We start from the raw sequence: 24226 nt of genomic DNA on the forward strand, positions 1-24226 counted from the left end.
CTCCCCGCCGCGCCGGCCGGCGCGACGACGATGAGGAAAGGGCATCGTCGGTCATCGACACGCGACCGGAACGTCGCAGTGATCCTCGCCGAGGCGTCCCACCCGAATTCATCGGTCCGACGGGGTCACGAGTCAACTACCGGATCGAGAAGGAGAGCAATTCGATGCGCAGGTCCCCACGGGCGCGCCGGTCATCCGGTAACGCACGGAGCAAGCGGCTGCTGGCCGTTGTCGGCACGCTTGCGGTCTTCGGTGGAATCGTCGCCGTGACCCAGATCTCGTCCGCCGGGGACCGGCGGACGACCACCCGCGCCGCGGCGGCGTCGTGCGTGGCGCCCAGCCCCGGCGCGACCTCGAACATCGGCAGCAGCACGACCCAGACGTGGCAGAACGGCCGGTGGGTGCGCAACCACTGGGGCGACGGGCAGATGTCGGTCGCGGAGTGCCAGTCGCTCAAGGCCGGCGGCACCGCCACGAACGCCAACACCAACGCCGCCCCGGCGGGCTCGACGATCGCCTGCCCCGACGTCGCCGGCAAGCTGCCCCCGGTCCCGGCCGCCGCCAAGGCCGAGGTGGACCGCAACCTCGCGCTGCTCAAGACCCAGATCGAGGAGGCGAACAAGCGGCTGGCCGCCGAGGGCCGCAACGGGGGGCAGTTCATCCAGAACGCGATCCTCGGGCCGCTGGCGGACAAGCGCCGGGCGACCCTGGACCGCATCGCGACCGCCATCGGCCGGGTGGCGCAGCGGCCGCAGGGCCTCGGACAGCTCGCCCCGTGCCAACTTGCGGTCGGCGCCAATCCCAACGCCGGGAACAACAACGGCGGCAACAACAACGGGGGCAACAACAACGGCGGGAACAACAACGGGGGCCAGAACGGCGGCAACAACAACGGCAACGGGCTCGGCGTCCTCGCCAAGGACTGCACCAACAGCCGGTTGCAGCCGCACGACGGCTTCCAGAACGGCAACCGGTGCGTCAGCACCGCGTTCGGCGAGGTGGGCGCGGCGGCGAACAACCCGTCGCTGCTGATCACCCAGTTCCCCAACCAGGTCCAGCGCAACCAGGCGTTCCAGCTCCGGGTCACCACCCGCAACCTGATCCGGGACCGGTTCCTCGCCGCCGGTCAGGGCGGCTACTACCTGGAGAGCTCCCTGCTCAACGGGCAGGGCCTGGTGCGGGGGCACTTCCACACCGCCTGCCGGATGCTCAACAGCACCCGGCAGCCCCCGAACCCGCAGGACGTCCCGGCGTTCTTCGTGGCCACCGAGGACGGCCGGGGCGGCTCACAGCCGGACGACGTCATCATCCAGGTGCCGGGCCTGCCGCAGGCCGGCACGGCGCAGTGCTCCGTCTGGGCCGGTGACGGTTCGCACCGGATCCCGATGATGGAGCGGGCCAACCAGACCCCGGCGATCGACGTGGTGCGGATCCAGGTCAACTGACCGGACGGCCGCGCCGTACGCACATCCGGGCCGCCCGGGGCAGCTACCGCCCCGGGCGGCTCCGCGTCGCGCGCCGGTCGTGGGCGGCGTGACCAGGCGCGCCACGGCACCGGGGCGGTGCCGTGGAAAATGCCGCCGGAATAGGCCCGGGGCCACCGCTGAATCCCAGCGTGGCCCCGGTGTTCCGCATGGTGGACGCGGTGGCGGCTCAGCGGTTCTTGAAGGCCTCGACGACGGAGACGGGGATCCGGCCCCGGTCGGAAATCTCGTAGCCGTTCTTGGTGGCCCATTCCCGGATCGCCCGGTTCTGCTCGCGATCCATTCCCGAGACCGGCGCCCGGCCGGGGCGGCGGACCGGCCGGCCGGCGTCGACCGGCCCTCGGCCGATTCGCCGGCCAGCGTTGATGTAGGGGTCGAGTGCCTTCCGGAGGGTGCCGGCGTTCTCGTCGGACACATCGATGGTGTACGCCACGCCGTCCAGGCTGAACTCGACGGTCCGATCCGCCTTCCCGCCATCGAGGTCGTCAGTCAAGACGGTGATTACTTTCCGGGCCATCGCCAATTACTCCTTGTGTGGGGCGGGGTGTGTTACGAGTTTGACCTATCGCCGGGCAAATCCGCAAGAATATGCCCCGTTTGCATTCGGCGCGTCGACTTGTCGGTGATGCAATCCCGCTGGCGACTGTGGAATTTGCCAGTACGGGTTCGCCCGGCGGCCCGCCCGACGGGGTGTCGGCGTGTCCCGGGTCACATCCCGGAACAACGGGAGCCAGCCGGGACTTGAGCCTGACACGCTCAAGTCAACCGATGGCAGGTGTTCGATGGCAACTCTTCCGGTACTACCCCTCACCGACGCCGTCCTGCTGCCCGGCATGGTCGTCCCGGTGACCCTCGACCCCACCACCCAGGCCGCGGTCGACGCCGCGCGGGCCACCGGCGACAAGAAGGTCCTCGCCGTGCCCCGCATCGACGGCGAGTACGGCCCCGTCGGCGTGATCGCCACCATCGAGAAGGTCGGCCGGCTGCCCGACGGCGAGCCGGCCGCCGTGGTCCGCGGCCTGTCCCGGGCCCGGATCGGCTCCGGCGTCCCCGGGCCCGGCGCCGCCCTCTGGGTCGAGGCGACCCAGCTCGACGAGCCCGCCCCGGCCGGCCGGGCCCGGGACCTGGCCCGCGAGTACCGCGCCCTGATGACCTCGGTCCTCCAGCAGCGCGGCGCCTGGCAGGTCATCGACGCCATGGAGCGCATGACCGACCTCTCCGAGCTGGCCGACGCGGCCGGCTACGCGCCCTGGCTCACCCTGGCGCAGAAGACCGAGCTGCTCGCCGCCGCGGACGTCACCGCCCGGCTGGAACTGCTGGTCGGCTGGGTGCGTGACCACCTGGCCGAGCAGGAGGTCACCGAGCAGATCAACAGCGACGTGCGCGAGGGCTTGGAGAAGACCCAGCGCGAGTTCCTGCTCCGCCAGCAGCTCGCCGCGATCCGCAAGGAGCTCGGCGAGGACTCCCCGGACGGCTCCGCCGACTACCGGGCCCGGGTGGAGGCCGCCGTGCTGCCGGAGAAGGTCCGCGAGGCGGCGCTGCGCGAGGTCGGCAAGCTGGAGCGGGCCAGCGACGCCTCCCCGGAGGCGGGGTGGATCCGCACCTGGCTCGACACGGTCCTGGAGATGCCGTGGACCACGCGTACCGAGGACAACACCGACCTGGCCGCGGCCCGCGAGGTGCTCGACGCCGACCACGCCGGCCTGGCCGACGTCAAGGACCGCATCCTGGAATACCTGGCGGTGCGCAACCGCCGCGCCGAGCGCAACCTCGGCGTGGTCGGCGGGCGCGGCTCCGGCGCGGTGCTCGCCCTCGCCGGCCCGCCCGGCGTCGGCAAGACCAGCCTCGGCGAGTCCGTGGCCCGGGCGCTCGGGCGCAACTTCGTCCGGGTCTCCCTCGGCGGCGTCCGCGACGAGGCCGAGATCCGGGGCCACCGGCGCACGTACGTCGGCGCGCTGCCCGGCCGGATCGTCCGCGCCCTGCGCGAGGCCGGCTCGATGAACCCGGTCGTGCTCCTCGACGAGGTCGACAAGCTGGCCGTCGGGTACTCCGGCGACCCCGCCGCCGCCCTGCTGGAGGTGCTCGACCCGGCGCAGAACCACACCTTCCGCGACCACTACCTCGAGGTCGACCTCGACCTGTCCGACGTGCTGTTCCTGGCCACCGCCAACGTGGTGGAGACCATCCCCGGCCCGCTGCTGGACCGGATGGAGCTGGTCACCCTCGACGGCTACACCGAGGACGAGAAGGTCGCCATCGCCCGCGACCACCTGCTGCCCCGGCAGCTCCAGCGGGCCGGGCTGACCGCCGAGGAGGTCACCGTCGCCGACGACGCCCTGACCCTGATCGCGGGGGAGCACACCCGGGAGGCCGGCGTCCGGCAGCTCGAACGGGCCCTGGCGAAGATCCTGCGCAAGGTCGCCGTCGCCCTGGCCGACGACCCGGCCCCGGTGCGGGTGGACGCGGACAACCTGGCCCGCTACCTGGGGCGGCCCCGGTTCACCCCGGAGTCGGCGGAGCGGACCGCGGTGCCCGGCGTGGCCACCGGCCTCGCCGTGACCGGCGCGGGCGGCGACGTGCTCTTCATCGAGGCCACCAGCATGGAGGGCGAGCCGGGGCTGACCCTCACCGGCCAGCTCGGCGACGTGATGAAGGAGTCCGCCCACATCGCGCTGTCGTACCTGCGCTCCAACGGCCGCCGGTTCGGCATCGACCCGAACGCCCTCGCCGGGCGGCGCATCCACCTGCACGTCCCGGCGGGCGCGGTGCCGAAGGACGGGCCGAGCGCCGGCATCACGATGGTCACCGCGCTGGCGTCGCTGGTGACGGGCCGGCCGGTGCGCCCGGAGTTCGGGATGACCGGCGAGGTGACCCTCTCCGGGCGGGTGCTGCCCATCGGCGGGGTGAAGCAGAAGCTGCTCGCCGCGCACCGGGCCGGCCTGACCGAGGTGATCATCCCGGCGCGCAACGAGCCGGACCTGGACGACCTGCCGGCCGAGGTGCGCGGGGCGCTGACCGTGCACACCCTCGCGGACGTGGCCGACGTGCTCGCCCTGGCGCTGCGCCCGGCCGACGCCGACACCCGCACCGACCCGGCCCTCACGGCCGCCTGACAGGTGAGCAGGGGCCCCTTGTCATCGCTTCTCCGATGACAAGGGGCCCCTGCCTACTGCGGGGTGGGGCGGCCGGGCGGTCGTCCGGCGGGGCGGGGCGGGCCAGTACGGTGGTCCCTGAATCGTCAAGTATCTGTCCCGCCCGCGCGGCGGTCCGCCATGGAGGCACCCCCATGAACATTGCCCTCTGGGCCCTGCAGATCCTGCTCGCCCTGGTCTTCGCCGGGGCCGGGCTCACCAAGGTCACCCAGTCCCGGGAGAAGCTGCGCGAGAAGATGAGCTGGGTCGAGGGCGTGCCGGAAGGCGCGGTGAAGGCCCTCGGCGCGCTGGAGGTGCTCGCCGCGGTCGGCCTGGTCCTGCCCGCCCTCACCGGCATCGCCACCGTGCTGACGCCGCTGGCCGCCGTGGGCGCGGCGATCGTGATGGCCGGCGCCGTCGTCGTGCACGCCCGGGCCAAGGAGTACCCGCCGGCCGCGTTCACCGCCCTGCTGCTGGTCGCGGCGCTCGTCGTCGCCTGGGGTCGGTTCGGCCCGTACGCGTTCTGACCGGCCCCGGCCGGCCCGCGCCCACCGGCGCGGGCCGGCCGCCCGCATTCGTCAGGGGCGGTCGCGGTCGCGGCGTACCGTCGTCTTGCGGCCCTTGATCGTGCTGTTGCGCAGCCCGGCGATCACCTCGTCCACCACGGCGATCGGCACCTCGACCAGCGAGAACCGGTCGGCGATCTCGATCGAGCCGATGTCCCGCCCGCTGACCCGGGTCTCCCCGGTGATCGCGCCGACCAGGTCCTGCGGGCGCACCCCGGCGCGCCGGCCGAGCCCGATGAACACCTGCGTGGTGCCCCCGGAGCGGGGCCGGCCGGGCCGCCGCTCGCCGCCGCGCCCCTCCTGCCCGGGACGCCCCTCGCGCGGCGGCCGGACCGCGACCTGCGGGATCTCCTCCTCGTCGTCGTCCGAGCCCGGCGAGGCGGCCTCGTGGGCGAGCTTCACCGCCGCGAGCGCCACCTCCATCATGTCGAACTCGTCCGACAGCGACTCCACGATGACCCGGAACGGCTCCAGGTCGTCCTCCAGCAGGCTCTCCCGCAGCGCCGCCTGGGTCAGCTCCAGCCGCCGGGTGCGCAGGTCGGCCACCGTGGGGATCTTGTCGATGGCGATGCGTTGGCCGGTCACCCGCTCGATGGTCTTGAGCATCCGGTGCTCGCGCGGCTCGGCGAGGGTGATCGCCACCCCCTCCCGGCCCGCCCGCCCCACCCGGCCGATGCGGTGCACGTACGACTCCGGGGCCGACGGCACGTCGTAGTTGACCACGTGGGTGAGCTGCTCGACGTCCAGCCCCCGGGCCGCCACGTCGGTGGCCACCAGCAGGTCGGCCGTGCCGGCGCGCAGCCGGCCCATCACCCGGTCCCGCTGCTCCTGGCTCATCCCGCCGTGCAGCGCCTCGGCGCGGTAGCCCCGGCCGTTCATCGTCTCGGTGAGCCGGTCGACCTCCTCCCGGCTGCGGCAGAAGACGATCGCCGCGGTCGGCGACTCCACGTCCAGCACCCGGCCCAGCGCCGCCGGCTTGTGCGCCCGCGCCACGATGTACGCGCTCTGCCGCACCCGGGGCGTCTCGCCGGCCACCGGCTGCTCCCGGCCGATCTGGATGCGCACCGGGTCGCTCAGGTGCTGCCGGGCCATCCCGTCGATGCGCGACGGCATGGTCGCCGAGAACAGCACCGTCTGCCGCTGCTGCGGGGCGTGCTCCAGGATCGCCTCGATGTCCTCGGCGAAGCCCATGTCGAGCATCTCGTCGGCCTCGTCGAGCACCACCGTGGCCAGGCCGCCCAGCCGCAGGGTGCCCCGGGCGATGTGGTCCAGCGCCCGGCCCGGGGTCGCCACCACCACGTCCACCCCCAGGTCCAGGGCGCGCAGCTGCCGGCCGATCGGCTGGCCGCCGTAGATCGGCAGCACCCGCGCGCCCAGGTCCTTGCCGTAGCGGTGGAACGCCTCCGACACCTGCACCGCCAGCTCCCGGGTGGGCACCAGCACCAGGGCCACCGGCTCCCCGCCGGTCCGCCCGTCCGGCATCCGTTGCAGCAGCGGCAGCGCGAACGCGGCCGTCTTGCCGGTGCCGGTGGCCGCCTGACCGAGCAGGTCCCTGCCGGCCAGCAGGGGCGGGATCGCCTCCCGCTGGATCGGGGTCGGCTCCTCGTAGCCGAGCGCGGACAGCGCGCCGAGCAGCTCGGCACGCAGCCCGAGATCCGCGAAGGCGGTGGCCTCGTCGGCGGGGATGGTGTGTTCGGTCGATGCGGGTGCGGAACTCATACACGAAGCTTTTCATCACCCCGCCCGGCCCGCTGCGGCGACCTGCACAACGTCGTCCCCGCCACGCCGGCGACGCGGGCCGCGTCGATGGCCTATGGTAGGGCCAGCGCTCCCGTCGACGGTCTGCCCGACCGCCCGGCGGCTTCGCGCTGGGCAGGTCCGGCAGGTGGTCAACCCGACGCACCCCGGAAGAGGAACGATGCCCCTCCGCAAGCGCCCGGCCGCCATGGCGGCCGCCACCCTGCTCACGCTGAGCGCCCTGGCCGTCGTGCCGTCCATCGCGGCCGCCGCGCCCGACCCGGGCGGCCCGGTGAAGGTGAACCAGGTCGCCTACGTGCCCGGCGCCCCCAAGCAGGCCACGGTGGTCAGCACGTCGACCAGCCCGCTGGCCTGGACCCTGCGCAACGCCGCCGGCGCGACCGTCGCCTCCGGCCAGACCACCGTACGCGGCGCGGACGCCCTCTCCGGCGACAGCGTCCACGTCGCCGACTTCTCCGCCTACGACACCGTGGGCAGCGGCTACGTGCTGTCGGTCGGCGGGAACAACAGCCACCCCTTCGACATCTCCGCCGACGCGGTGCGCCGGCTGCGCACCGACTCGCTGGCGTTCTTCTACCACCAGCGCAGCGGCACCCCGATCGAGTCGCGCTACGTCGGCTCCCGCTACTCCCGGCCCGCCGGGCACGTCAACGTCGCCCCGAACCAGGGCGACAACGCGGTGCCCTGCCGCAGCTCCTGCGGCTACACCCTCGACGTGCGGGGCGGCTGGTACGACGCCGGCGACCACGGCAAGTACGTGGTCAACGGCGGCCTGGCCACCTGGCAGCTCCAGAACATTCACGAGCGTTCCCTGCACGTGGCCGGCGCCGACCGGGCCGGGCTCGCCGACGGCACGCTGGCGATCCCCGAGCAGGCCAACGGGGTGCCCGACGTGCTGGACGAGGCGCGCTGGGAGCTGGAGTTCATGCTGAAGATGCAGGTGCCCGACGGCCGCCCCTACGCGGGCATGGCGCACCACAAGATCCACGACCAGAACTGGACCGCGCTGCCGACCCGGCCGGAGCAGGACAGCCAGCCACGGCTCCTCGCGCCGGTCAGCACCGCCGCGACCCTGAACCTGGCGGCGACCGCCGCGCAGGCGTCCCGGCTGTGGAAGCCCTACGACGCGACCTTCGCCGCGCGGGCGCTCGCCGCGGCCGAGAAGGCGTACGCCGCGGCGAAGGCCAACCCGAACCGGCTGGCGCCGGCCACGGACAACACCGGCGGCGGCGCGTACGAGGACAACAGCGTGGGCGACGAGTTCTACTGGGCGGCCGCCGAGCTGTACGCCACCACCGGGGCGGCCGGCTACCGCGCCGACGTGACCGGCTCGTCCTTCTACCGGGGCACCAGCTTCGCCAACCGCGGCTACGACTGGAGCTGGACCGCCGGGCTGGGCGACACCACCCTGGCCCTGGTGCCCAACGGGCTGCCGGCCGCCGACCTGGCCGCCACCCGGTCCGCGATCGTGGCCTTCGCCGATCGGCTGCTGACCCAGACCGCCCGGCAGGGCTACCCGGCCCCGGGCAGCGGCGACGGGACGTACTACTGGGGCTCCAACGGCGCCGTCGCCAACAACGGCAACGTCCTGGCCCTCGCCTTCGACTTCACCGGCCAGCAGAAGTACCGCGGCGGGGCCTACGCCGCCTACGACTACCTGCTCGGCCGCAACCCGCTGAACCAGTCCTACGTGGCCGGGTACGGCGAGAAGCCGGTGCGCAACGTGCACCACCGGTTCTGGGCCAACCAGAACGACTCCTCGCTGCCCACCGCGCCGCCCGGCTCGCTCGCCGGCGGCCCGAACAGCCAGCTCCAGGACCCGGTGGCCGTGGCCCAGCTCTCCGGGTGCAAGCCGCAGAAGTGCTACGTCGACGACATCGAGGCGTACTCGGTCAACGAGGTGGCGATCAACTGGAACTCGGCGCTGGCCTGGCTGGCGAACTGGGCGGCGGAGCGGGCGGGCACCGGCGGCACGCCGGAACCCACCCCGACGCCGACCGTCTCGCCCACCCCCACCCCCACGGTCTCGCCCTCGCCGACCGTCTCGCCCACGACCACGCCGCCGCCGGCGGGGGGCTGCGCGGTGACGTACACGTCGAACGACTGGAGCAACGGGTTCAGCGGCAACCTGACCGTCGCCAACACCTCGGCGGCGACGTGGTCGTCGTGGCGGCTGACCTTCCGGTTCACCGCCGGCCAGCAGATCAGCCAGGGCTGGTCCGGGAAGTTCAGCCAGAGCGGCGCCGAGGTGACGGTGACCAACGAGAGCTGGAACGCCGTGGTCGCCCCGGGCGGCTCGGTGAGCCTGGGCTTCAACGCCTCGCACACCGGCGCCAACCCGGCCCCGGCGGGCTTCGCCGTGAACGGCACCGCCTGCGCGGTGCGGTGACCGGGTGACCCGGTGACGACGATGCCGGCACCGCCGGCCTGATCCGGGTCCGTCGCGGATCCCGCCCTTCCCGTGTCCGGTCGGTGAAGGGGGCTGCGGGATCGACGACGTTCGGCGAAACTGGTCAGGGGCCTCTTCCGGATCGGAATCGAGGCCCGGGCGGACGGCCGGGGTGCCGCACCCACCCCGGCCGTCCCGCTCCACCCGCCGCCCCGGTCGAAGCGGCGTGCGGCACCGGCGACCCGGCGGCGGCTGCGCGGGCGGGCAGGCGACGCTGCCCGGCGCGGCCCGGCCCGACGCCCGTTCCTCCCCGCTGCGGGCTCGCCCGCCCCCGGACGCGCGTTCGGGGGAGATGGGAGGAATGTTCGGTCTCTTCCGCATTCTCATGATTACGGTGGTTTCAGCGCAGCCGATCCGTGCCGTACGGGGGAGGACCCGACCATGCGAGTGCCCAGCCGAAGCTCCGGCCAGCAGCCCGGCACCTCCGTCGCGTCCACCGCCCCGGCGCGGCGCGTGCCGCGGGGCGTCGCCCCCCGCCCGGCCCCGCCGACGCCCGACCTCGACGCCTACCGGGCGGCCGTGACGGACCTGCTCGTCGAGGTCGGCGCGCTGGCCGACCCGGACTCGGCGGGGGCCCGCCAGGTGCTGCTCGACGAGCGGCTGCGCGAGCCGGCGATCGCCGCGGTGCTCGACGCCACCGGCCAGGGCCTCGTCGGCGCCCGGGAGACGCTGCTGCTGGAGATGGCCCGCTACCGGCCCAACCCGCGCAGCTCCGCCGGTGACCTGGCCGCCCTCGTGCGGATCTACCTGCTCTCCCGCATCGACGTGATGTGGTGGCGCGACGCCACCACCTTCATGACCGACGCGCAGGTCCACGCCAGCAACGAGCTGGTCGACCTGGAGTGGCTGCGCCGCCGCGACCTGCTCCGCTTCCGCTACCAGGAGCAGCCCGCCACCGTCGTCGGCCGGAGCGTGCGGGCGGTGCGCCGCCGGCTGCTGCCGGCCGCCCGGCCGCGCACCGCCGGCCTGCGGTTCCGCCGGGCCCGGCGTGAGGTGATCGGCCTGCTCAACGACATCGGCCGCGAGTTCGCCCGCAGCGCCCCGCCCGGCACCCCGCCGCTGTGGGTGACCAGCCTGGTGCGCAGCGCCGAGCACCAGCACCGGCTGCGCCGCCTCGGCTACGCCGCGATGGTGCCCAGCGCCCACTGCCTCGGCTACGCCGTCGACGTCGAGATGTCCTGGTTCCAGCGGTTCGGCGCCCGGGACGTGCTGGCCGGGCTGCTGCTGTCCCGGCAGCAGGCCGGGGAGGTCAACGTGGTCGACGAGGGGCAGGCCTGGCACGTGTGCCTCGCGCCCGCCGCCCGGGCGCGGTTCCGCCGCGCGTACGAGGCCGAGATGGGGGTCTGAGCCGTGTGCGGCATCGCCCTGAGCCTCGGCCCCGAGGCCGACCCGGCCACCTTCCGGCGGATGCTGGCCGTCCTCGCCCCGCGCGGCGAGGTGACCGAGACCCGCCGGGAGGCCGGCCTGCTCGCCGGCACCCGCCGGCTGCGGATCGTCGACCGGGAACGGGCGGTGCAGCCCTGGGCCTCCGCCGACGAGCGCCTCCTGCTCTGCTACAACGGCGAGGTCTTCAACCACCGGGAGCTGCGCGCCGAGCTGACCCGCCTGGGGCACGTGTTCCGCAGCGAGAGCGACACCGAGGTGGTGCTCACCGCCTTCGAACGCTGGGGCGAGGAGGCGGTGCGGCGGCTGCGCGGCGAGTACGCCTTCGTCGTGGTCGAGCGGGCCACCGGCCGGGCCTACCTGGCCCGCGACCCGCTCGGGGTCAAGCCCCTCTACTGGTCCCAGATGCCGGGGTGCCTGCACCTGGCCAGCGAGGTCAAGGCCCTGGCCGGGCACGGCGCCCCGGTCGCCGAGGTGCCCCCGGGGCACCACGGCTGGGCCGAGCCGGGCGGCCACGTCCGGCTACGCCCGTACGTCGACCTGCTCACCCTCGGCGACGGGCTGCCCGTGGTGGACGACCCGGACGAGGCCGCCCTGCTCGTCCGGGCCGCCCTCACCGACAGCATCCGGATGCGGCTGGACACCGACCTCACCGTCGGCGTGGTGCTCTCGGGCGGGCTGGACAGCTCCCTCGCCCTGCTGCACACCCGCCTACTGCACCCCGACTGCGTGGCGGTGACCGTCGGGGCGCCGGGCAGCCCCGACGTGGCGTACGCCCGGCGGCTCGCCGCCGACCTGGGGGTGCCGCACGAGGTGATCGAGCTGCGTCCGCGCGACATCCGGCTCGCCGACGTGCGGGAGGCCATCCGGATCTCCGAACTCACCGAGTACGGCGACATCATCAACGCCGTGGTCTCGGTGCCGATCTTCCGGCGGCTGCGCGAGCTGGGCGTCAAGGTCGTGCTCACCGGCGACGGCTCCGACGAGCTGTTCGGCGGCTACCCCATGTACCACCAGGTCGGCCCCGAGCGGGCCCGCCGGCTGTTCCTGCACCGGATCCGCAACCTGTGCCGTACGGAGTTGCAGCGGGTGGACCGCGCCAGCATGGCGCACGGGGTGGAGGCGCGGGTGCCGTTCCTCGACCTGAGCGTGGTGGAGCTGGCGATGCGGCTGCCGCTGGGGCTGAAGCTGCGCGAGGGCCAGGAGAAGTGGATCGTCCGTCGCGCGTTCGCCGACGTGCTGCCCGACTACGTGCGGCGGCGGCCGAAGAACCCGATGTCGTACTCCTCGGGGCTGCACGAGCGGGCCCGGCTCTACAAGCCGCTCTTCGCCCGGCTGCACCGCTCCTTCGGCTACCACCTGCTCGACCCGGTGCGCCGGGACTTCGACAGCGTGCTCACCCGCTGCGGCAACGACCTGGACCGGGCCATCGCCGACGGGCTGGCCCGGCCGGACTACACGGTGCTGGAGCACGCCCGGGACCTGGTCGGCGCGGCGAGGTGGAACGCCGCGCCGGTGGTCCGCCGGCTGGTCGGCCCGCGCGTCACCCGCCGGACCCCGGTCGGCTGAGGGCCCACCCCTACCGTCGTTGCCCCGCCCACTGTGGAGCATTACGTTGATCGATACACAGGCGGCCGGTGGGACGACGAGTCACCCCGGGCGTGACGCCCCACCCGTCGCCGGAAGGGGACTCCCGTGATCCGCCGCGTGCTGCTGACCGCCGCCCTGGTGGGCGCCTCCGTGCTCGTCGTGCCGGGCTCGCCCGCGCAGGCCCGCGCCTGCCGGATCGACCACGAGTGCGTGACCACCTACTACGCCGACTCCGGCCACACCACGGTGGTGGGGGAGAGGTACGAGAGCTGTTCCGGCACGGTCTACACCTGGGGCGTCCGCTCCGGCTACCCGACCTTCGTCGAGAGCCCCTGCTGAGCCCGACGCCGGGTGTGGTGGGGCGGCCGGACGGCCGCCCCACCACACCCGGCACCGCAGGTGGGGCCGCTCTCGCCGCCCCGTCGACGTGGGTCGTCCCCGGTCAGCCGGTGAGCAGCAGCGCGCCCACGCCGGCGGCCGTCGCGCCGACGGCGAGCAGGGCCCCGGCGGCCAGGAACCGGCCCAGCGGCACGGCCACCCCGGCGGCCCGGCAGCGCTCGTACCACAGCAGGGTCGCCAGCGACGCCCACGGCGTGACCAGCGGGCCGGCGTTCGTGCCGATCAACAGGGCCAGCAGCCGGGTCCCGTCGCCGGGCGGGAGCACCGCCTCGCCCGCCACGTACGCCGGCAGGTTGTTCACGACGTTGGACAGCAGCGCGCCCGTGCCGCCGGCCCGCAGCGCGCCGAGCGCCCCGCCGTCCGGGCCGAGCAGCACGCCGACGACGTCGTCCAGGCCGTGCCGGCCGAGGGTCTGCACCACCAGGAACAGCCCGGTGACGAAGACCAGCAGCCGCCACGGCACCAGCGCCGGACGCAGCGCGGCCCGGTGGCGCGCGGCGAAGCCGGCCAGCACGAGCCCGGCGGCCGCCGCGGAGGCGATCCCCACCTCCACCCCGGCGAGGATCCCCGCCACGAGCAGCAGGCAGCCGACGAGCGCGATCCGGTACAGCACCCGATCGGCGGGGACGTGCGGCGTGGGCGCGACGAACCGGTCGACCCCGCGCCGCCCCCGACGCCAGTAGCCGAACCAGAGCAGCGCCATGGTGGCCGCGATCGTGGCGGCCTGCGGCAGCGCCATCCGCGCCGCGTACGACAGTGGGTCGAGGTCGATCCGGTCGGCGGCCAGCAGGTTGGTCAGGTTCGACACCGGCAGCAGCAGGCTGGCCGTGTTCGCCAGCCACACGGTCGTCAGCGCCAGCGGCAGCGGCGGCATGCCCAGCCGCCGCGCCAGCGCCAGCAGCACCGGTGTGAGCAGCACCGCCGTGGTGTCGAGATTCAGCGCGATCGTGGTGACGGAGGCGAAGCCGACGCAGAGCACGAACAGCGCCGGAAAGCTGCCCCGGGCGGCGCGGGCCAGCCGCCCGGCCAGCACGTCGAACACGCCGGCCACCGCCGTCAGCTCGGCCAGCACCACCACCGTGCCGAGGAACAGCAGCAGCGGCAGGATGCGCCCCAGGGTGGCCACGGTCTCGGCGCGCGGCAGCAGGCCCGTCAGCGCGCAGGCCGCCCCGAGCACGGCCAGGGCCAGGGCCACCCGGTCGAGCGGGTGCAGCTGGCGCAGCCGCCCCAGCAGACCGCGCGGGGCGTGGCCGGCCGGCGCGGCCGGCCCGTCGCCGGTGTGCGCCGTCGGCTCGCCGTCAGGGTCCACGGCGGCTGATCCTCGCACGGCCGGCCGGTCACCCCGGCGGTCCGCCACGCCGCTGTGACCGGGCCCTCCCGCCGCGGCCCGGCGGACCACCCCGCCCGGCCGTCGGGGCGTGGTGGACAACGGTCGATGGCTGACCTAGCGTTCAGCCATCATGCGTAGGACCTTCCTGGGAGCCGGCCTGGCCCTGCTGCTCGCCGCCACCGCCTGCTCCGCCCCCGAGACCGCCGCCGCCCCGCCCCCGACGCCGGCCGGCACGCCCACCGCGTCCCGGCAGGACCCGGCGCAGGCCGACCGGACCCTGGCCAGCCTGCGCCGGGTCGACGACCTGCCGATGTGGGAGATGACGTACGTCGGCGACTACGACCCGACCGTCGGCACCGACGCCGCCCCGCCCAGCCCGTTCGGCTGTTCGCTCTTCGCCGCCTCCGGCGACCCGGGCCGCCCCCTGTTCGCCCGCAACTTCGACTGGGACGCCAACCCGGCCCTGGTGCTGCGCACCGACCCGCCGGACGGGTACGCCACGGTCTCCCTGGTGGACATGTCTTACCTCGGCGTCGGCGCCGACCCCACCGGCGACCGCCGGCTGCTCAACGCGCCGCTGCTGCCGTTCGACGGGATGAACGAGCGCGGCCTGGCCGTCGGGCTGGCCGCCGACGACGGGGCCACCGTCCGCGCCGAGCCGGGCAAACCCATGGTGGGTTCAGTACGCATCCTGCGGCTGGTGCTCGACCAGGCCGCCACGGTCGACGAGGCGGTCGCCGTCTTCGGCCGGCACAACCTCGACTTCGACGGCGGGCCTCCGCTGCACTACCTGCTCGCCGACGCCACCGGGGCCTCGGCCGTGGTCGAGTTCGTCGACGGCGCGATGCGGGTCGAGAAGGGGCGGGGCGGCTGGCAGGCGCTGACCAACGTGCCGGTGGTCGGCGTGCCCGAAGAGCGTCGGCGCGCCGACCACCGCTACGGCGTGCTCGCCGCCGCCCTCACGAAGGCCGGCGGGGTGGTCGACGACCGGGCGGCGCTGGAACTGCTCAACGACGTGCGGCAGGGCCACACCCGCTGGTCGGTGACCTACGGCCTGCGCACCGGCGAGATCCACCTGCGCACGGCCGCGGGCACCGAGCGGGCGTACCGCCTCCCGGTGACCCTGCCCTAGCTCCGGCGGACCGGCCGCCCGTGGGCATGCCCGCCGCGCGACCTGCCCCCGGACTCGGTTGCCGACCACCGTTTGCTCGTTCGCCACCGGGCTCGGATTGTGCTCCCGCTGCCACCGGCCCGTCCCGACCCGACTGATCACTACTAGAAGCGCTGTGCGACCTTCCGCACCACAACGTTGGCATAGTAGACCTGAAGTCGAGGTCCAGCGGATGGCGTGGTGCCGTCGTGCAGGCACTGCACGTTGATCCGGTCGGGAGCGGTCAGAGTGACCAGGGCCGTGATGCTGGTGCTTTCGCTGTAGCCCACGGGAATGGAAACGGCATCTCCTCTCAGCAACCCGCCGGCCCCGTTGTAGAGGCCACATCTCAGGGTGTCCGCCTGGGAGGTGGGGTTGTTGAGCATGGTCCCCATGGTGACGTCGTAGTGGCCGGCCGGCAGCACCGGTCCTGGCAGGACCGTGGTCAGCCCACCAGCGCCCGCCGCCAGGGAAACCGGCCCGGACGTCTGGTACTGCGTCGCCGCGGTGCCCGCCGACGGCCAGCTCAACGCTCGCTCGGTCGAGTCGCATGCCTGGCCGGCCTCGCTGTCGACGACGCGGAGCGCGCCGGAGGCGACCGTGTAGCAGGCGTTGATCTGGCCGGTGCCGGAGTGCGGAATCGCCGCCGACGCGATCGTGGGCACGATCGCTAGAGCCATCGCCAACAGCGCCGCACCGGTCAGCAGGCGCCTCGTTCTGTGGGACCGGGAGAGCTGGATACTCATCGCTTGCTCCTTCGTGTCTGCCGGCGAATTCTGAACGGTTTCCACTGGGCCGCGGTGCCCAGAGGGGCATTGGTTCGTCCTGAGGCCGTCATCGGCAAGGATCGGATTGCGACCCGCCGCTGGCCGGCGCGGCCGACCGCCGCCACGATCGCTCGTGGCGGCGGTCGGCCGGTCCTACCGGTGTGGCCGGCGGACCGGAGGGGATCCCGGCCCCCCGGCCCTCCGGTCCGCCGACCCGCCCGGTCAGCCCTTGCGGGGCTCGAAGGTGTAGTCCACCCCGCCGACGTCGAAGCTCTCGCCGAGCTTGCTCGCCGGGCCGACCTGGACGACCTGGAGGGTGTACGCCTTCTGGAGCGCCTGGCTGGTGGTGAAGCTCAGCTTGACCACCGGCCGCTCCTCGGGCTTGATCAGCAGGCCCTTGATCTGCGCCTTGTACGGGTCGACGATCTGCACGGCGCTGCGGCCGACGACCTGGATGCCCTCACCCTGACCGCCGGCGGCCCGCCAGCGCTCGAACAGCTCCGGCCCGAGGTCGGCGACGATCTTGACGCCGGGGGCCGGCTCGCCGACCGGCCGGAACGCGAGGTCGAACGGGGCCGGCTCGGCCAGGGCGTTCGCCATGGCGTACGGGCGGTCGCTGATCACGCCACTGCCGCCCGCCGGGACGGTGTTGGCGTTCTTCCAGGCGATGTTGTTGTTGTACTGCGTGTTGATGGAGGTCGCGGTGCCCTCGAACAGCATCGGGTCGGTCGCCGACTCCCAGCGCAGCAGCAGGCAGAAGTGCCCGATGGAGGGCACGTTCGGCCAGGCGATCGACGTCGTGGTGACGCCGGGCGCGACGGGCAGCGTCTTGGAGCCGATCGGCGTCCAGTTCATCGGCCAGTTCGCCGCGCCACCGGAGGTGGTGTAGTACGCCTTCAGCGTCCCGTTGCCGATTCCGGAACCGTACGGGCCATTGTTCCGCAGGTTCACGAAAATGTAGCTCGTCGATCCGACGATCGGGTTCGTGTGCGACGCGCACTCGACCGCGGTGGGGCAGATCTTGATGTCCGGGCTGTTGAAGAACGAGCTGTAGATGGCCCCGTGCGGCTCGAACCCGGTGTCCGACGCGATGTCCCGCATGTACACGTCGGTGCGGGCGTTCGCGGTGAAGTCGCCCTTGTCGATCGCGGCCGTGGCGGTGCCGCTCACGGAGAACGCGAGCGCGGCGGTCAGCAGGGCCCCGAACAGCAGGCGGGCCGTGCGCCGCGGGCGTGGACGTGCCAGCGCGATTCTCATGTGCTGATTCCCCTTCGATGGTGGTGATGGGCCGAACGGCGAGGAATTGCTCCGGTGGCCCGGCGCGACAACTGTATGACAGTGGTCACCATAAATGGAACGACCGAGATTGACCATTGCTCAAAGGGCGTCCGCATTTGCCGGGGAGGTGGCAATTCCCGGATACGGCGGAACGTGAATCTGAGAAATGTGGCCCGCGAGGTATCAACGGCGGCGCAGGCGACTCCTGTACACCCTGGCCCTCTCTCGGACCCGCGCCCCGTACGCTCGGTGACCGTGAGGCGGATCCTGTTCGGCCTGCCGTTGCGGAGCGTGGCCTTCGACGTGGCGGTCTCCGGCTTCGTCGGGCTGATGGGCCTGGCCGGGGCGGCCAACCAGCCCGGCGGCTGGTGGGCCACCGGCGTCGGGGCGGCGATGGCCCTCGTCCTGCTGTTCCGGCGCGCCCGCCCCTCGGCGGTGGGGGCGGCGGTCGCCCTGCTCGCCGGCGTCCAGGTGGTCGCCGGGTGGGGCCCGCTGGCCTTCGACGTGGCGGTGCTGATCGCCCTCTACAGCGTGGTGAAGTACGCCGAGAGGCTGGCCGCCGGCGTCGTCGCCGGCGTCGTCGCCGCTGTCGGCGTGGTGCTCGCCGCGCTCCAGACCGAGGCGGCCGTCGCCTGGTGGGCCACGGCGATCTGGTTCGCGCTGATGACCGGCGCGGTCTGGCTGATGGGGCTGAACGTGCGTACCCGCCGGCTCTACGTGCTCAGCCTGGAGGAGCGCGCCGCGACCCTGGAGCGGGAACGGGAGGCCGAGTCCCGCGCGGCGGTGGCCGAGGAACGCACCCGCATCGCCCGCGAGCTGCACGACGTGGTGGCGCACAGCATGGCCGTGATGATCGTGCAGGCGGACGGGGCCCGCTACCTGTTCGACCGGGACCCGCAGACCGCCCGGGAGGCGGTGCGGGTGGTGGCCGACACCGGCCGGCAGGCGCTGGAGGAGATGCGCCGCCTGGTGGGGGTGCTGCGGGAGACGAACACCCCCGGGCCGGCGGCCGGGCCGGACGGCGCGCCGGCCCCGGCGCTGGCGGCGGAGCCGACGCACCGCCGGCCGGCCCTGGTGGAGCTGCCCGAGCTGCTCGACCGGTTCCGGGCCGCCGGGCTGCGCGTCGACGCGACGGTCACCGGCGAGCCGCCGGCCCTGCCGCCCGGCCTGGAGCTGACCGTCTACCGGGTGGTGCAGGAGGCGCTCACCAACGCCCTCAAGCACGCCGGGGTCGGCGCGACCGTCACGCTGGGCCTCACCCACACCCCCGACGCCGTCGTGGTCCGGGCCGTCGACGACGGGCGGGGCCGCCCCGTGGTCCGGCCCGCGCCGTCCGGCGGTCACGGCCTGGTCGGCATGCGCGAGCGGGTGACCGTGTACGACGGCAGCCTCACCGCCGGCCCGACGCTGGCCGGGGGGTGGCAGGTCGAGGCGCGGCTGCCGCTACCGTCGAGCACCGGGACGGAGGTGGCGGCATGACGGTCCGCGTGGTGATCGTGGACGACCAGGCGCTGGTGCGCGCGGGGTTCCGGATGGTGTTGGGTTCCCAGCCCGACCTGACCGTCGTCGGGGAGGCCATCGACGGGGCGGACGCGCTGCGGGTGCTCGACCGCGTCGAGGCCGACGTGGTGGTCATGGACATCCGGATGCCGACGATGGACGGGGTGGAGGCCACCCGGCGGATCTGCGCCGGCCGGCCCGGCGGCCGGCCCCGGGTGCTGGTGCTCACCACCTTCGACACCGAGGCCGACGCGTTCGCCGCCCTCCAGGCCGGGGCGAGCGGTTTCCTGCTGAAGAACGTGCCGCCGGAGGAGCTGCTGGCCGCGATCCGGGTGGTCGCCGAGGGCGACTCCGTGGTGGCCCCGTCGATCACCCGCCGGCTGCTGGACCGGTTCGCCGGCCAGCTCGGCCCCGGCCCCGCCGCCGACCCCCGGCTGGCCCAGCTCACCGAGCGGGAGCGCGAGATCCTGCTGCTGGTGGCGCAGGGCCTGTCCAACGCCGAGATCGCCGCCCGGGTGCACGTCGCCGAGGCGACCGTGAAGACCCACGTGGGGCGGATCCTGGCCAAGCTGCGGCTGCGCGACCGGGTGCAGGCGGTGGTGCTGGCGTACGAGAGCGGCCTGGTCACCCCCGGCGGCTGAGGAGCGGGTACGCCCCAGGTCGTACGGGGCCGGGCCGCGGGGACGCCTCCGGGCGCAGGCGGGCCGGGCGCACGGGTGGACGCGGCGGGCCGGCGTCGCCCATAGCGTCGACAGGTGTCCGCAACCACCACCTGCACGGGGAGCACCGACGTGTCCGTACCACCTCCCGCGTTCGCCGCCGCCGGCGTCGCGGTCACCGCCCGCGGCCTGCGCAAGGAATACGGCGTCGGCCCGGCGCGGGTCGTCGCCCTCGACGGCGTCGACGTCGACTTCGCCGCCGGCCGGTTCACCGCCATCATGGGCCCGTCCGGCTCCGGCAAGTCCACGCTCATGCACTGCCTCGCCGGCCTCGACCGGCCCACCGCCGGCACCGTACGCATCGGCGACGCCGACACCGGCGGCCTCGACGACCGGCGGCTCACCCTGCTGCGCCGCGACCGGATCGGCTTCGTCTTCCAGAAGTTCAACCTGCTGCCCGCGCTGACCGCCGAGGAGAACGTCGTGCTGCCGCTGGCCATCGCCGGCCGCCGCCCCGACCCGGCCTGGCTGCGCCAGGTCGTCGCCGCCGTCGGGCTGACCGACCGGCTGCGGCACCGGCCCGCCGAGCTCTCCGGCGGCCAGCAGCAGCGCGTCGCCGTCGCCCGCGCCCTGATCACCAAGCCGTGGGTGATCTTCGCCGACGAGCCCACCGGCAACCTCGACTCCCGCTCCGGCGCGGAGGTGCTGCGGCTGCTGCGCGAGGCCGTCGACACCCTCGGCCAGACCGTCGTGATGGTGACCCACGACCCGACCGCCGCGGGCCACGCCGACCGGGTGGTCTTCCTCGCCGACGGCCGGCTGGTCCGCGAGCTGGTCGCGCCGACCGCCGAGGCGGTCCTCGACGCGCTCGCCCGCCTCGACCCGGCCCCGGCCGGCGCGGCGACGGGGGTCCGGCGGTGACCGGGCTGACCCTGCGCACCATGCGCGCCGACGCGCTGCGGCTGCTGCTGTCGGCGCTGGCCGTGGTGCTCGGCGTCGCGTTCGTCGCCGGCACCCTGATCCTCACCGACGGGATGAAGCGCGGCGCGTACGAGCGGGCCGGCGTCTTCGACCGGCACACCGACGTCGCCGTGAACGCCGGGGAGGACCCGATCCCGCCCGCCCTCGTGGAGCGGGTGCGCGCTGTCGACGGGGTGCGCGCCGCCGCCGGGGAGCTGACCGGCACCGCCGGGGTCGTCGGCTCCGACGGCCGGCCCGTCCTCGGCTACGCCGTCGTCGCCGCGATCCCCACCGAGGCGGCCCTCCAGTCGTACGACGTGGTGGCCGGGCGGCTGCCGCAGCGCACCGGCGAGGTGGTCCTCGACGCGCCGACCGTCGCCGAGGAGGGGTTCGTCCTCGGCGGGCCGGTGCGCGTGGGCGGCAGCGGGGGCGCGGCCCGCGCGTACACCCTGGTCGGCACGGTCGACGTGGCCGGCACCGCCCGGGACGTCGGCGGGCCGTTCATCGGCCTGGCCGGGCCCGACGCCCTGGCCGTGACGCAGCAGGAGGGCTACGGGCGGATCATGGTGGCCGCCGCGCCGGGCGTGCCGGCGGCGGAGCTGACCGGGCGGGTGGCGGCCGTGGCCGGCGGCGGCGTGACGGTGCAGGACCGCCAGGCGGTCCTCGACGCCGCCGTCGACGACGCGGTCCGCGACCTGAGGCAGTTCAACCTGCTCCTGCTCACCTTCGCGGCGGTGGCCGTGGTGGTGGCCGGGTTCGTCATCGCCAACACCTTCGCCATCGTGCTCGCCCAGCGCACCCGGCGCACCGCGCTGCTGCGGCTGGTCGGGGCGACCCGGGGGCAGGTGCTGCGGGCGACGCTGCTGGAGGCGGCGGTGACCGGACTGGCCGCCTCGGCGCTCGGGGTGGCGGTCGGCGCGGGCGTCGCGGTCGGCCTGGACGCCCTGCTGGCCGCGTTCGACGTGCCGATGGCCGGGGACGGGATCGCCGTCACGGCGTCGACCGTGCTGGTCTGCCTGCTGCTGGGCACCGTGCTCACCGTGGCCTCCGCCGCCGTGCCCGCCTGGCGGGGCTCCCGGGTCGCGCCGGTGGCCGCGCTCACCGACGCGGCGGTGCACGCCACCCGCGGGGCCGGCCGGGTGCGGCTGGCCGTGGGCGCGCTGGTCCTCGCCGCCGGGGTGGCGGCGCTGGGGTCGGCCGGGGCCGTCGGCCAACTTCCGCTGGTCGCGGCCGGCGGGGTGCTGGCGTTCTTCGGCATCGTGCTGTTCGGGCCGGTGCTGGTGCCGGCGCTGGTGCGCCTGCTGGGCGTCCCCGCGCGCCGGCTGTTCGGGGCGACCGCCGGCCTGGCCGTGGCGAACGCCGTGCGCAACCCGCGCCGGATCGCCGCGACCGCCACCGCGCTGGTCATCGGCATCGGCCTGGTGTCGGCGTTCGTGGTGGGCGCGGGCAGCGCCAAGGCCAGCATCGAGCGGGTCGTGGACCGGGAGATCGGGGTCGACGTCGTGGTCGTCGGCGTGGGCGGGAGCCTGCCCGGGCCGCTGGTCGAGGAGTTGGCCGCCCGCCCCGAGCTGGGCGTCGTGCACGAGCTGCGCGGCCGGGTCAGCGACGGGGTCGAGCTGCGGACCGCCCACCCGGCGCTGGTCGGGCGCACCCTGACGGCCGTGGACGCCGGTGACGCGGGCCGGCTCGGCCCGGGCCGGGTGCTGGTGCACCGGGAGCTGGCCCGGGCGCGGGGCTGGTCGGTCGGCGACACCGTCACCCTGGCCGGGCGGTCGTTCACCGTGGCGGCCGTCGTCGCCGCCGGGCCGGTGCCGGCCGGCGGCTCCGTGCCGGCCGGGCACATGGTCGACGTGGTCGACGCCGACTTCTCCCGCCTCTTCCCGGCCGTGCGCGGCCACCTCGCCGAGATCGACCCGGCCGCCGGGGTGAGCGCCGAGCGGGCCCGCGAGGTCGTCGAGTCGGTGGTGGCCCGCTACCCGACGGCGAACCTGGTGGACCAGGCGACGTACAAGAAGTCGCTCACCGGCACGATCGACATGGTGCTGGCGTTCGTCGTCGCCCTGCTCGGCCTGGCCGTGGTCATCGCCCTGGTCGGCGTCGCCAACACGCTCAGCCTGTCGGTGGTCGAGCGCACCCGGGAGAACGCCGTGCTGCGCGCGGTCGGGCTGACCAGGGGCCGGATGCGGGCGATGCTCGCCGTGGAGGCGGTGCTGACGGCGCTGGTCGGCGCGGTGCTCGGGGTGGGCCTCGGCACCGGGGTCGGCGCGGGCGCGATGGCGGTGGTCACCCGGCTCAGCGGCGAGTTCACGCTGGTGCTGCCGTGGGGACGGCTCGGGCTGGTCCTCCTGGTGGCGGTGCTGGCGGCGTTGGCGGCGTCGGTCCTGCCGGCCCGCCGCGCCCTCGCCCGCCCGATCGTCGCCTCCCTCGGCGACTGAGCGTCAGAGGCGTTCGACCGTCGGGCCGTGGCAGCGGTTGCGGGTGTCGAAGACGTACCGGGCGTGCCGCACCACCAGGTCGTAGTCGAGGCAGTCGTGGTCGGTCACCACCACCACGGCGTCGGCCGCGCGGATCTCGCGTTCGGTCAGGCCGACCACGACCACGCCGCCGGGCAGGTGGTGCGGCTCGGCGTACGGCTCGACCGCCCGGACCTCCGCGCCGAGGTCCTGGAGGCGGCGGGCCACGTCGACGGCGGGGGAGTCCCGCATGTCGCCGGTGTTCGGCTTGTACGCCAGCCCGAGCAGCAGCAGCCGGGCCCCGCTGACCGCCCGGCCGGCCCGGTTGAGCCCGTTCATGATCCGTCGGACGACGTGCTCGGGCATCTCGTGGTTGACGTCGTTGGCCAGCTCGATGAACCGGAACTGCCGGCCCAGCCGGCGCTTGAGCTGCCAGGACAGGTAGCACGGGTCGATCGGCAGGCAGTGCCCGCCGACGCCGGGGCCGGGGCGGAACGGCATGAACCCGAACGGCTTGGTCTCGGCGGCCTCGATGGCCTGCCACACGTCGATGTCGAGGTGGTGGCTGAGCATTGTCAGCTCGTTGATGAGCGCGATGTTGACCTGGCGGAAGGTGTTCTCGATGAGCTTGGTCAGCTCCGCGACCCGGGTGGAGTCCACCGGCACGGTCCGCTCGACCAGCCGCCGGTAGAACGCGTCGACCCGCTCCCGGGAGGCCGCGTCGACGCCGGAGACCACCTTCGGGGTGTTCTCCAGCTTCCACACCGGGTTGCCGGGGTCGATCCGTTCCGGGCTGTAGCCGAGGTGGAAGTCGCCGGGGGCGGTCAGCCCGCTGGCCGACTCCAGCAGCGGGCGGAGCAGCTCCTCGGTGGTGCCGGGGTAAGTGGTCGACTCCAGGATCACCGTGCAGCCCGGCCGCAGGTACGGCCCGATGCCGCCGCCGGCCTGCTCGACGTAGCTCAGGTCGGGCACCCCGTCGCGCAGCGGGGTGGGGACGGTGATCACGCAGATGTCGAAGCCCTCGGCGTCGGCGTACTCGGTGCTCGGGCGGTATCTGCCGCTGCCCAGCGCCCGGCCGAGCCGGTCGGCGGGGATGTCCTCGACGAAGGACTCGCCCGAGGCGAGGCGCTTGACCCGGTCGGCGTTGACGTCGAGGCCGACGACGGCCATGCCCGCCTCGACGGCGCGCATGGCCAGCGGCAGGCCCACGTATCCCTGGCCGATGACGACCAACTTCTCAGCGCTCACCCGTGGCTCCCGCAGCAGACGACGGAACGTGCATCATCGTCAGCATAAGTGAGGTTCTGGGTTTTAAGTCCGATTTGGTGAAGGTGGGGCCGGTGGGGTCGGCCCCGGCGGCCGGATCCGG

18 protein-coding genes are annotated in these 24226 nt (G+C 74.4%); 12 read left to right on the forward strand and 6 right to left on the reverse strand.

Annotated features, from left to right (window positions below):
• Positions 1 to 164: 164 nt before the first annotated feature.
• On the forward strand, positions 165 to 1445 hold the full coding sequence (locus tag HDA31_RS12995) for a hypothetical protein (protein WP_178065263.1): 1281 nt from the start codon (positions 165 to 167) through the stop codon (positions 1443 to 1445).
• A 208-nt stretch (positions 1446 to 1653) separates the two neighbouring features.
• On the opposite strand, the gene HDA31_RS13000 is transcribed toward HDA31_RS12995, so the two are convergent.
• Positions 1654 to 2001, reverse strand: a complete 348-nt coding sequence (locus HDA31_RS13000) for a histone-like nucleoid-structuring protein Lsr2 (protein WP_074477251.1) — start codon at positions 1999 to 2001, stop codon at positions 1654 to 1656.
• Between the two features lie 265 nt (positions 2002 to 2266).
• Here HDA31_RS13000 and lon point away from each other — a divergent pair, with 265 nt between their 5' ends.
• A complete protein-coding gene (gene lon / locus HDA31_RS13005; RefSeq protein WP_178065264.1) occupies positions 2267 to 4597 on the forward strand; it encodes an endopeptidase La in 2331 nt (776 codons plus the stop codon).
• Between the two features lie 173 nt (positions 4598 to 4770).
• A complete protein-coding gene (locus HDA31_RS13010) occupies positions 4771 to 5142 on the forward strand; it encodes a DoxX family protein (RefSeq protein ID WP_074477253.1) in 372 nt (123 codons plus the stop codon).
• Between the two features lie 51 nt (positions 5143 to 5193).
• Here the strand turns inward: HDA31_RS13010 and HDA31_RS13015 are convergent, their stop codons facing one another.
• Positions 5194 to 6900 (reverse strand): DEAD/DEAH box helicase, encoded by a 1707-nt coding sequence (locus tag HDA31_RS13015; RefSeq protein ID WP_178065265.1) that lies wholly within the window; start codon positions 6898 to 6900, stop codon positions 5194 to 5196.
• 199 nt (positions 6901 to 7099) lie between these two features.
• Here HDA31_RS13015 and HDA31_RS13020 point away from each other — a divergent pair, with 199 nt between their 5' ends.
• The 4 genes from HDA31_RS13020 (at position 7100) to HDA31_RS13035 (ending at position 12700) form a co-directional block, all read left to right on the forward strand.
• The gene (locus HDA31_RS13020; protein ID WP_178065266.1) at positions 7100 to 9328 is read left to right on the forward strand and encodes a glycoside hydrolase family 9 protein; all 2229 of its coding nucleotides are present in this window, start codon (positions 7100 to 7102) and stop codon (positions 9326 to 9328) included.
• A 441-nt stretch (positions 9329 to 9769) separates the two neighbouring features.
• Complete coding sequence (locus HDA31_RS13025) at positions 9770 to 10735, forward strand: DUF5715 family protein (RefSeq protein WP_074477259.1); 966 nt, start codon at positions 9770 to 9772, stop codon at positions 10733 to 10735.
• A 3-nt stretch (positions 10736 to 10738) separates the two neighbouring features.
• Positions 10739 to 12340, forward strand: coding sequence for an asparagine synthetase B family protein (locus HDA31_RS13030; RefSeq protein ID WP_178065267.1), 1602 nt, complete (start codon positions 10739 to 10741; stop codon positions 12338 to 12340).
• A gap of 126 nt (positions 12341 to 12466) precedes the next feature.
• Entirely contained in the window at positions 12467 to 12700 is a 234-nt protein-coding gene (locus tag HDA31_RS13035) for a DUF6289 family protein (RefSeq protein WP_074477262.1), read from the forward strand.
• Positions 12701 to 12803: 103 nt separating this feature from the next.
• Here HDA31_RS13035 and HDA31_RS13040 read toward each other — a convergent pair whose 3' ends face one another.
• Entirely contained in the window at positions 12804 to 14069 is a 1266-nt protein-coding gene (locus tag HDA31_RS13040) for an SLC13 family permease (RefSeq protein ID WP_246383922.1), read from the reverse strand.
• A 151-nt stretch (positions 14070 to 14220) separates the two neighbouring features.
• Here HDA31_RS13040 and HDA31_RS13045 point away from each other — a divergent pair, with 151 nt between their 5' ends.
• Positions 14221 to 15222: a linear amide C-N hydrolase gene (locus HDA31_RS13045; protein WP_178065268.1), complete on the forward strand. Its 1002-nt coding sequence runs from the start codon at positions 14221 to 14223 to the stop codon at positions 15220 to 15222.
• A gap of 143 nt (positions 15223 to 15365) precedes the next feature.
• Here the strand turns inward: HDA31_RS13045 and HDA31_RS13050 are convergent, their stop codons facing one another.
• Both HDA31_RS13050 and HDA31_RS13055 read right to left on the reverse strand, forming a co-directional pair.
• Entirely contained in the window at positions 15366 to 15986 is a 621-nt protein-coding gene (locus HDA31_RS13050) for a hypothetical protein (RefSeq protein ID WP_178065269.1), read from the reverse strand.
• Positions 15987 to 16229: 243 nt separating this feature from the next.
• The gene (locus tag HDA31_RS13055; RefSeq protein ID WP_178065270.1) at positions 16230 to 17264 is read right to left on the reverse strand and encodes a hypothetical protein; all 1035 of its coding nucleotides are present in this window, start codon (positions 17262 to 17264) and stop codon (positions 16230 to 16232) included.
• Between the two features lie 270 nt (positions 17265 to 17534).
• Between HDA31_RS13055 and HDA31_RS13060 the strand changes: the two genes are divergently transcribed.
• The 4 genes from HDA31_RS13060 to HDA31_RS13075 all read left to right on the forward strand — a co-directional run bounded on the left by HDA31_RS13060 (position 17535) and on the right by HDA31_RS13075 (position 22839).
• The gene (locus HDA31_RS13060) at positions 17535 to 18764 is read left to right on the forward strand and encodes a sensor histidine kinase (RefSeq protein ID WP_178065271.1); all 1230 of its coding nucleotides are present in this window, start codon (positions 17535 to 17537) and stop codon (positions 18762 to 18764) included.
• The gene (locus tag HDA31_RS13065; protein ID WP_178065272.1) at positions 18761 to 19426 is read left to right on the forward strand and encodes a response regulator; all 666 of its coding nucleotides are present in this window, start codon (positions 18761 to 18763) and stop codon (positions 19424 to 19426) included. The genes HDA31_RS13060 and HDA31_RS13065 overlap by 4 nt, the downstream gene beginning before the upstream one ends.
• Before the next feature lie 150 nt (positions 19427 to 19576).
• The gene (locus tag HDA31_RS13070) at positions 19577 to 20365 is read left to right on the forward strand and encodes an ABC transporter ATP-binding protein (RefSeq protein ID WP_074477375.1); all 789 of its coding nucleotides are present in this window, start codon (positions 19577 to 19579) and stop codon (positions 20363 to 20365) included.
• Positions 20362 to 22839 (forward strand): FtsX-like permease family protein, encoded by a 2478-nt coding sequence (locus HDA31_RS13075; protein ID WP_178065273.1) that lies wholly within the window; start codon positions 20362 to 20364, stop codon positions 22837 to 22839. The genes HDA31_RS13070 and HDA31_RS13075 overlap by 4 nt, the downstream gene beginning before the upstream one ends.
• A gap of 3 nt (positions 22840 to 22842) precedes the next feature.
• Here HDA31_RS13075 and HDA31_RS13080 read toward each other — a convergent pair whose 3' ends face one another.
• Complete coding sequence (locus tag HDA31_RS13080; protein WP_178065274.1) at positions 22843 to 24105, reverse strand: nucleotide sugar dehydrogenase; 1263 nt, start codon at positions 24103 to 24105, stop codon at positions 22843 to 22845.
• Between the last annotated feature and the right edge of the window lie 121 nt (positions 24106 to 24226).

The sequence above is a fragment of the Micromonospora carbonacea genome, from assembly GCF_014205165.1.
In the GTDB taxonomy this organism is placed as follows: domain Bacteria; phylum Actinomycetota; class Actinomycetes; order Mycobacteriales; family Micromonosporaceae; genus Micromonospora; species Micromonospora carbonacea.

What these genes read in the sequence shown, in the direction of transcription:
- HDA31_RS13010 (WP_074477253.1), top strand. Translation starts at nt 4,771, where the DNA reads ATGAACATTGCCCTCTGGGCCCTGCAGATCCTGCTCGCCCTGGTCTTC.
- HDA31_RS13045 (WP_178065268.1), top strand. Translation starts at nt 14,221, where the DNA reads ATGCGTAGGACCTTCCTGGGAGCCGGCCTGGCCCTGCTGCTCGCCGCC.
- HDA31_RS13050 (WP_178065269.1), bottom strand. Translation starts at nt 15,986, where the DNA reads ATGAGTATCCAGCTCTCCCGGTCCCACAGAACGAGGCGCCTGCTGACC.
- HDA31_RS13015 (WP_178065265.1), bottom strand. Translation starts at nt 6,900, where the DNA reads ATGAGTTCCGCACCCGCATCGACCGAACACACCATCCCCGCCGACGAG.
- lon (WP_178065264.1), top strand. Translation starts at nt 2,267, where the DNA reads ATGGCAACTCTTCCGGTACTACCCCTCACCGACGCCGTCCTGCTGCCC.
- HDA31_RS13025 (WP_074477259.1), top strand. Translation starts at nt 9,770, where the DNA reads ATGCGAGTGCCCAGCCGAAGCTCCGGCCAGCAGCCCGGCACCTCCGTC.
- HDA31_RS13020 (WP_178065266.1), top strand. Translation starts at nt 7,100, where the DNA reads ATGCCCCTCCGCAAGCGCCCGGCCGCCATGGCGGCCGCCACCCTGCTC.
- HDA31_RS13055 (WP_178065270.1), bottom strand. Translation starts at nt 17,264, where the DNA reads ATGAGAATCGCGCTGGCACGTCCACGCCCGCGGCGCACGGCCCGCCTG.
- HDA31_RS13065 (WP_178065272.1), top strand. Translation starts at nt 18,761, where the DNA reads ATGACGGTCCGCGTGGTGATCGTGGACGACCAGGCGCTGGTGCGCGCG.
- HDA31_RS12995 (WP_178065263.1), top strand. Translation starts at nt 165, where the DNA reads ATGCGCAGGTCCCCACGGGCGCGCCGGTCATCCGGTAACGCACGGAGC.
- HDA31_RS13000 (WP_074477251.1), bottom strand. Translation starts at nt 2,001, where the DNA reads ATGGCCCGGAAAGTAATCACCGTCTTGACTGACGACCTCGATGGCGGG.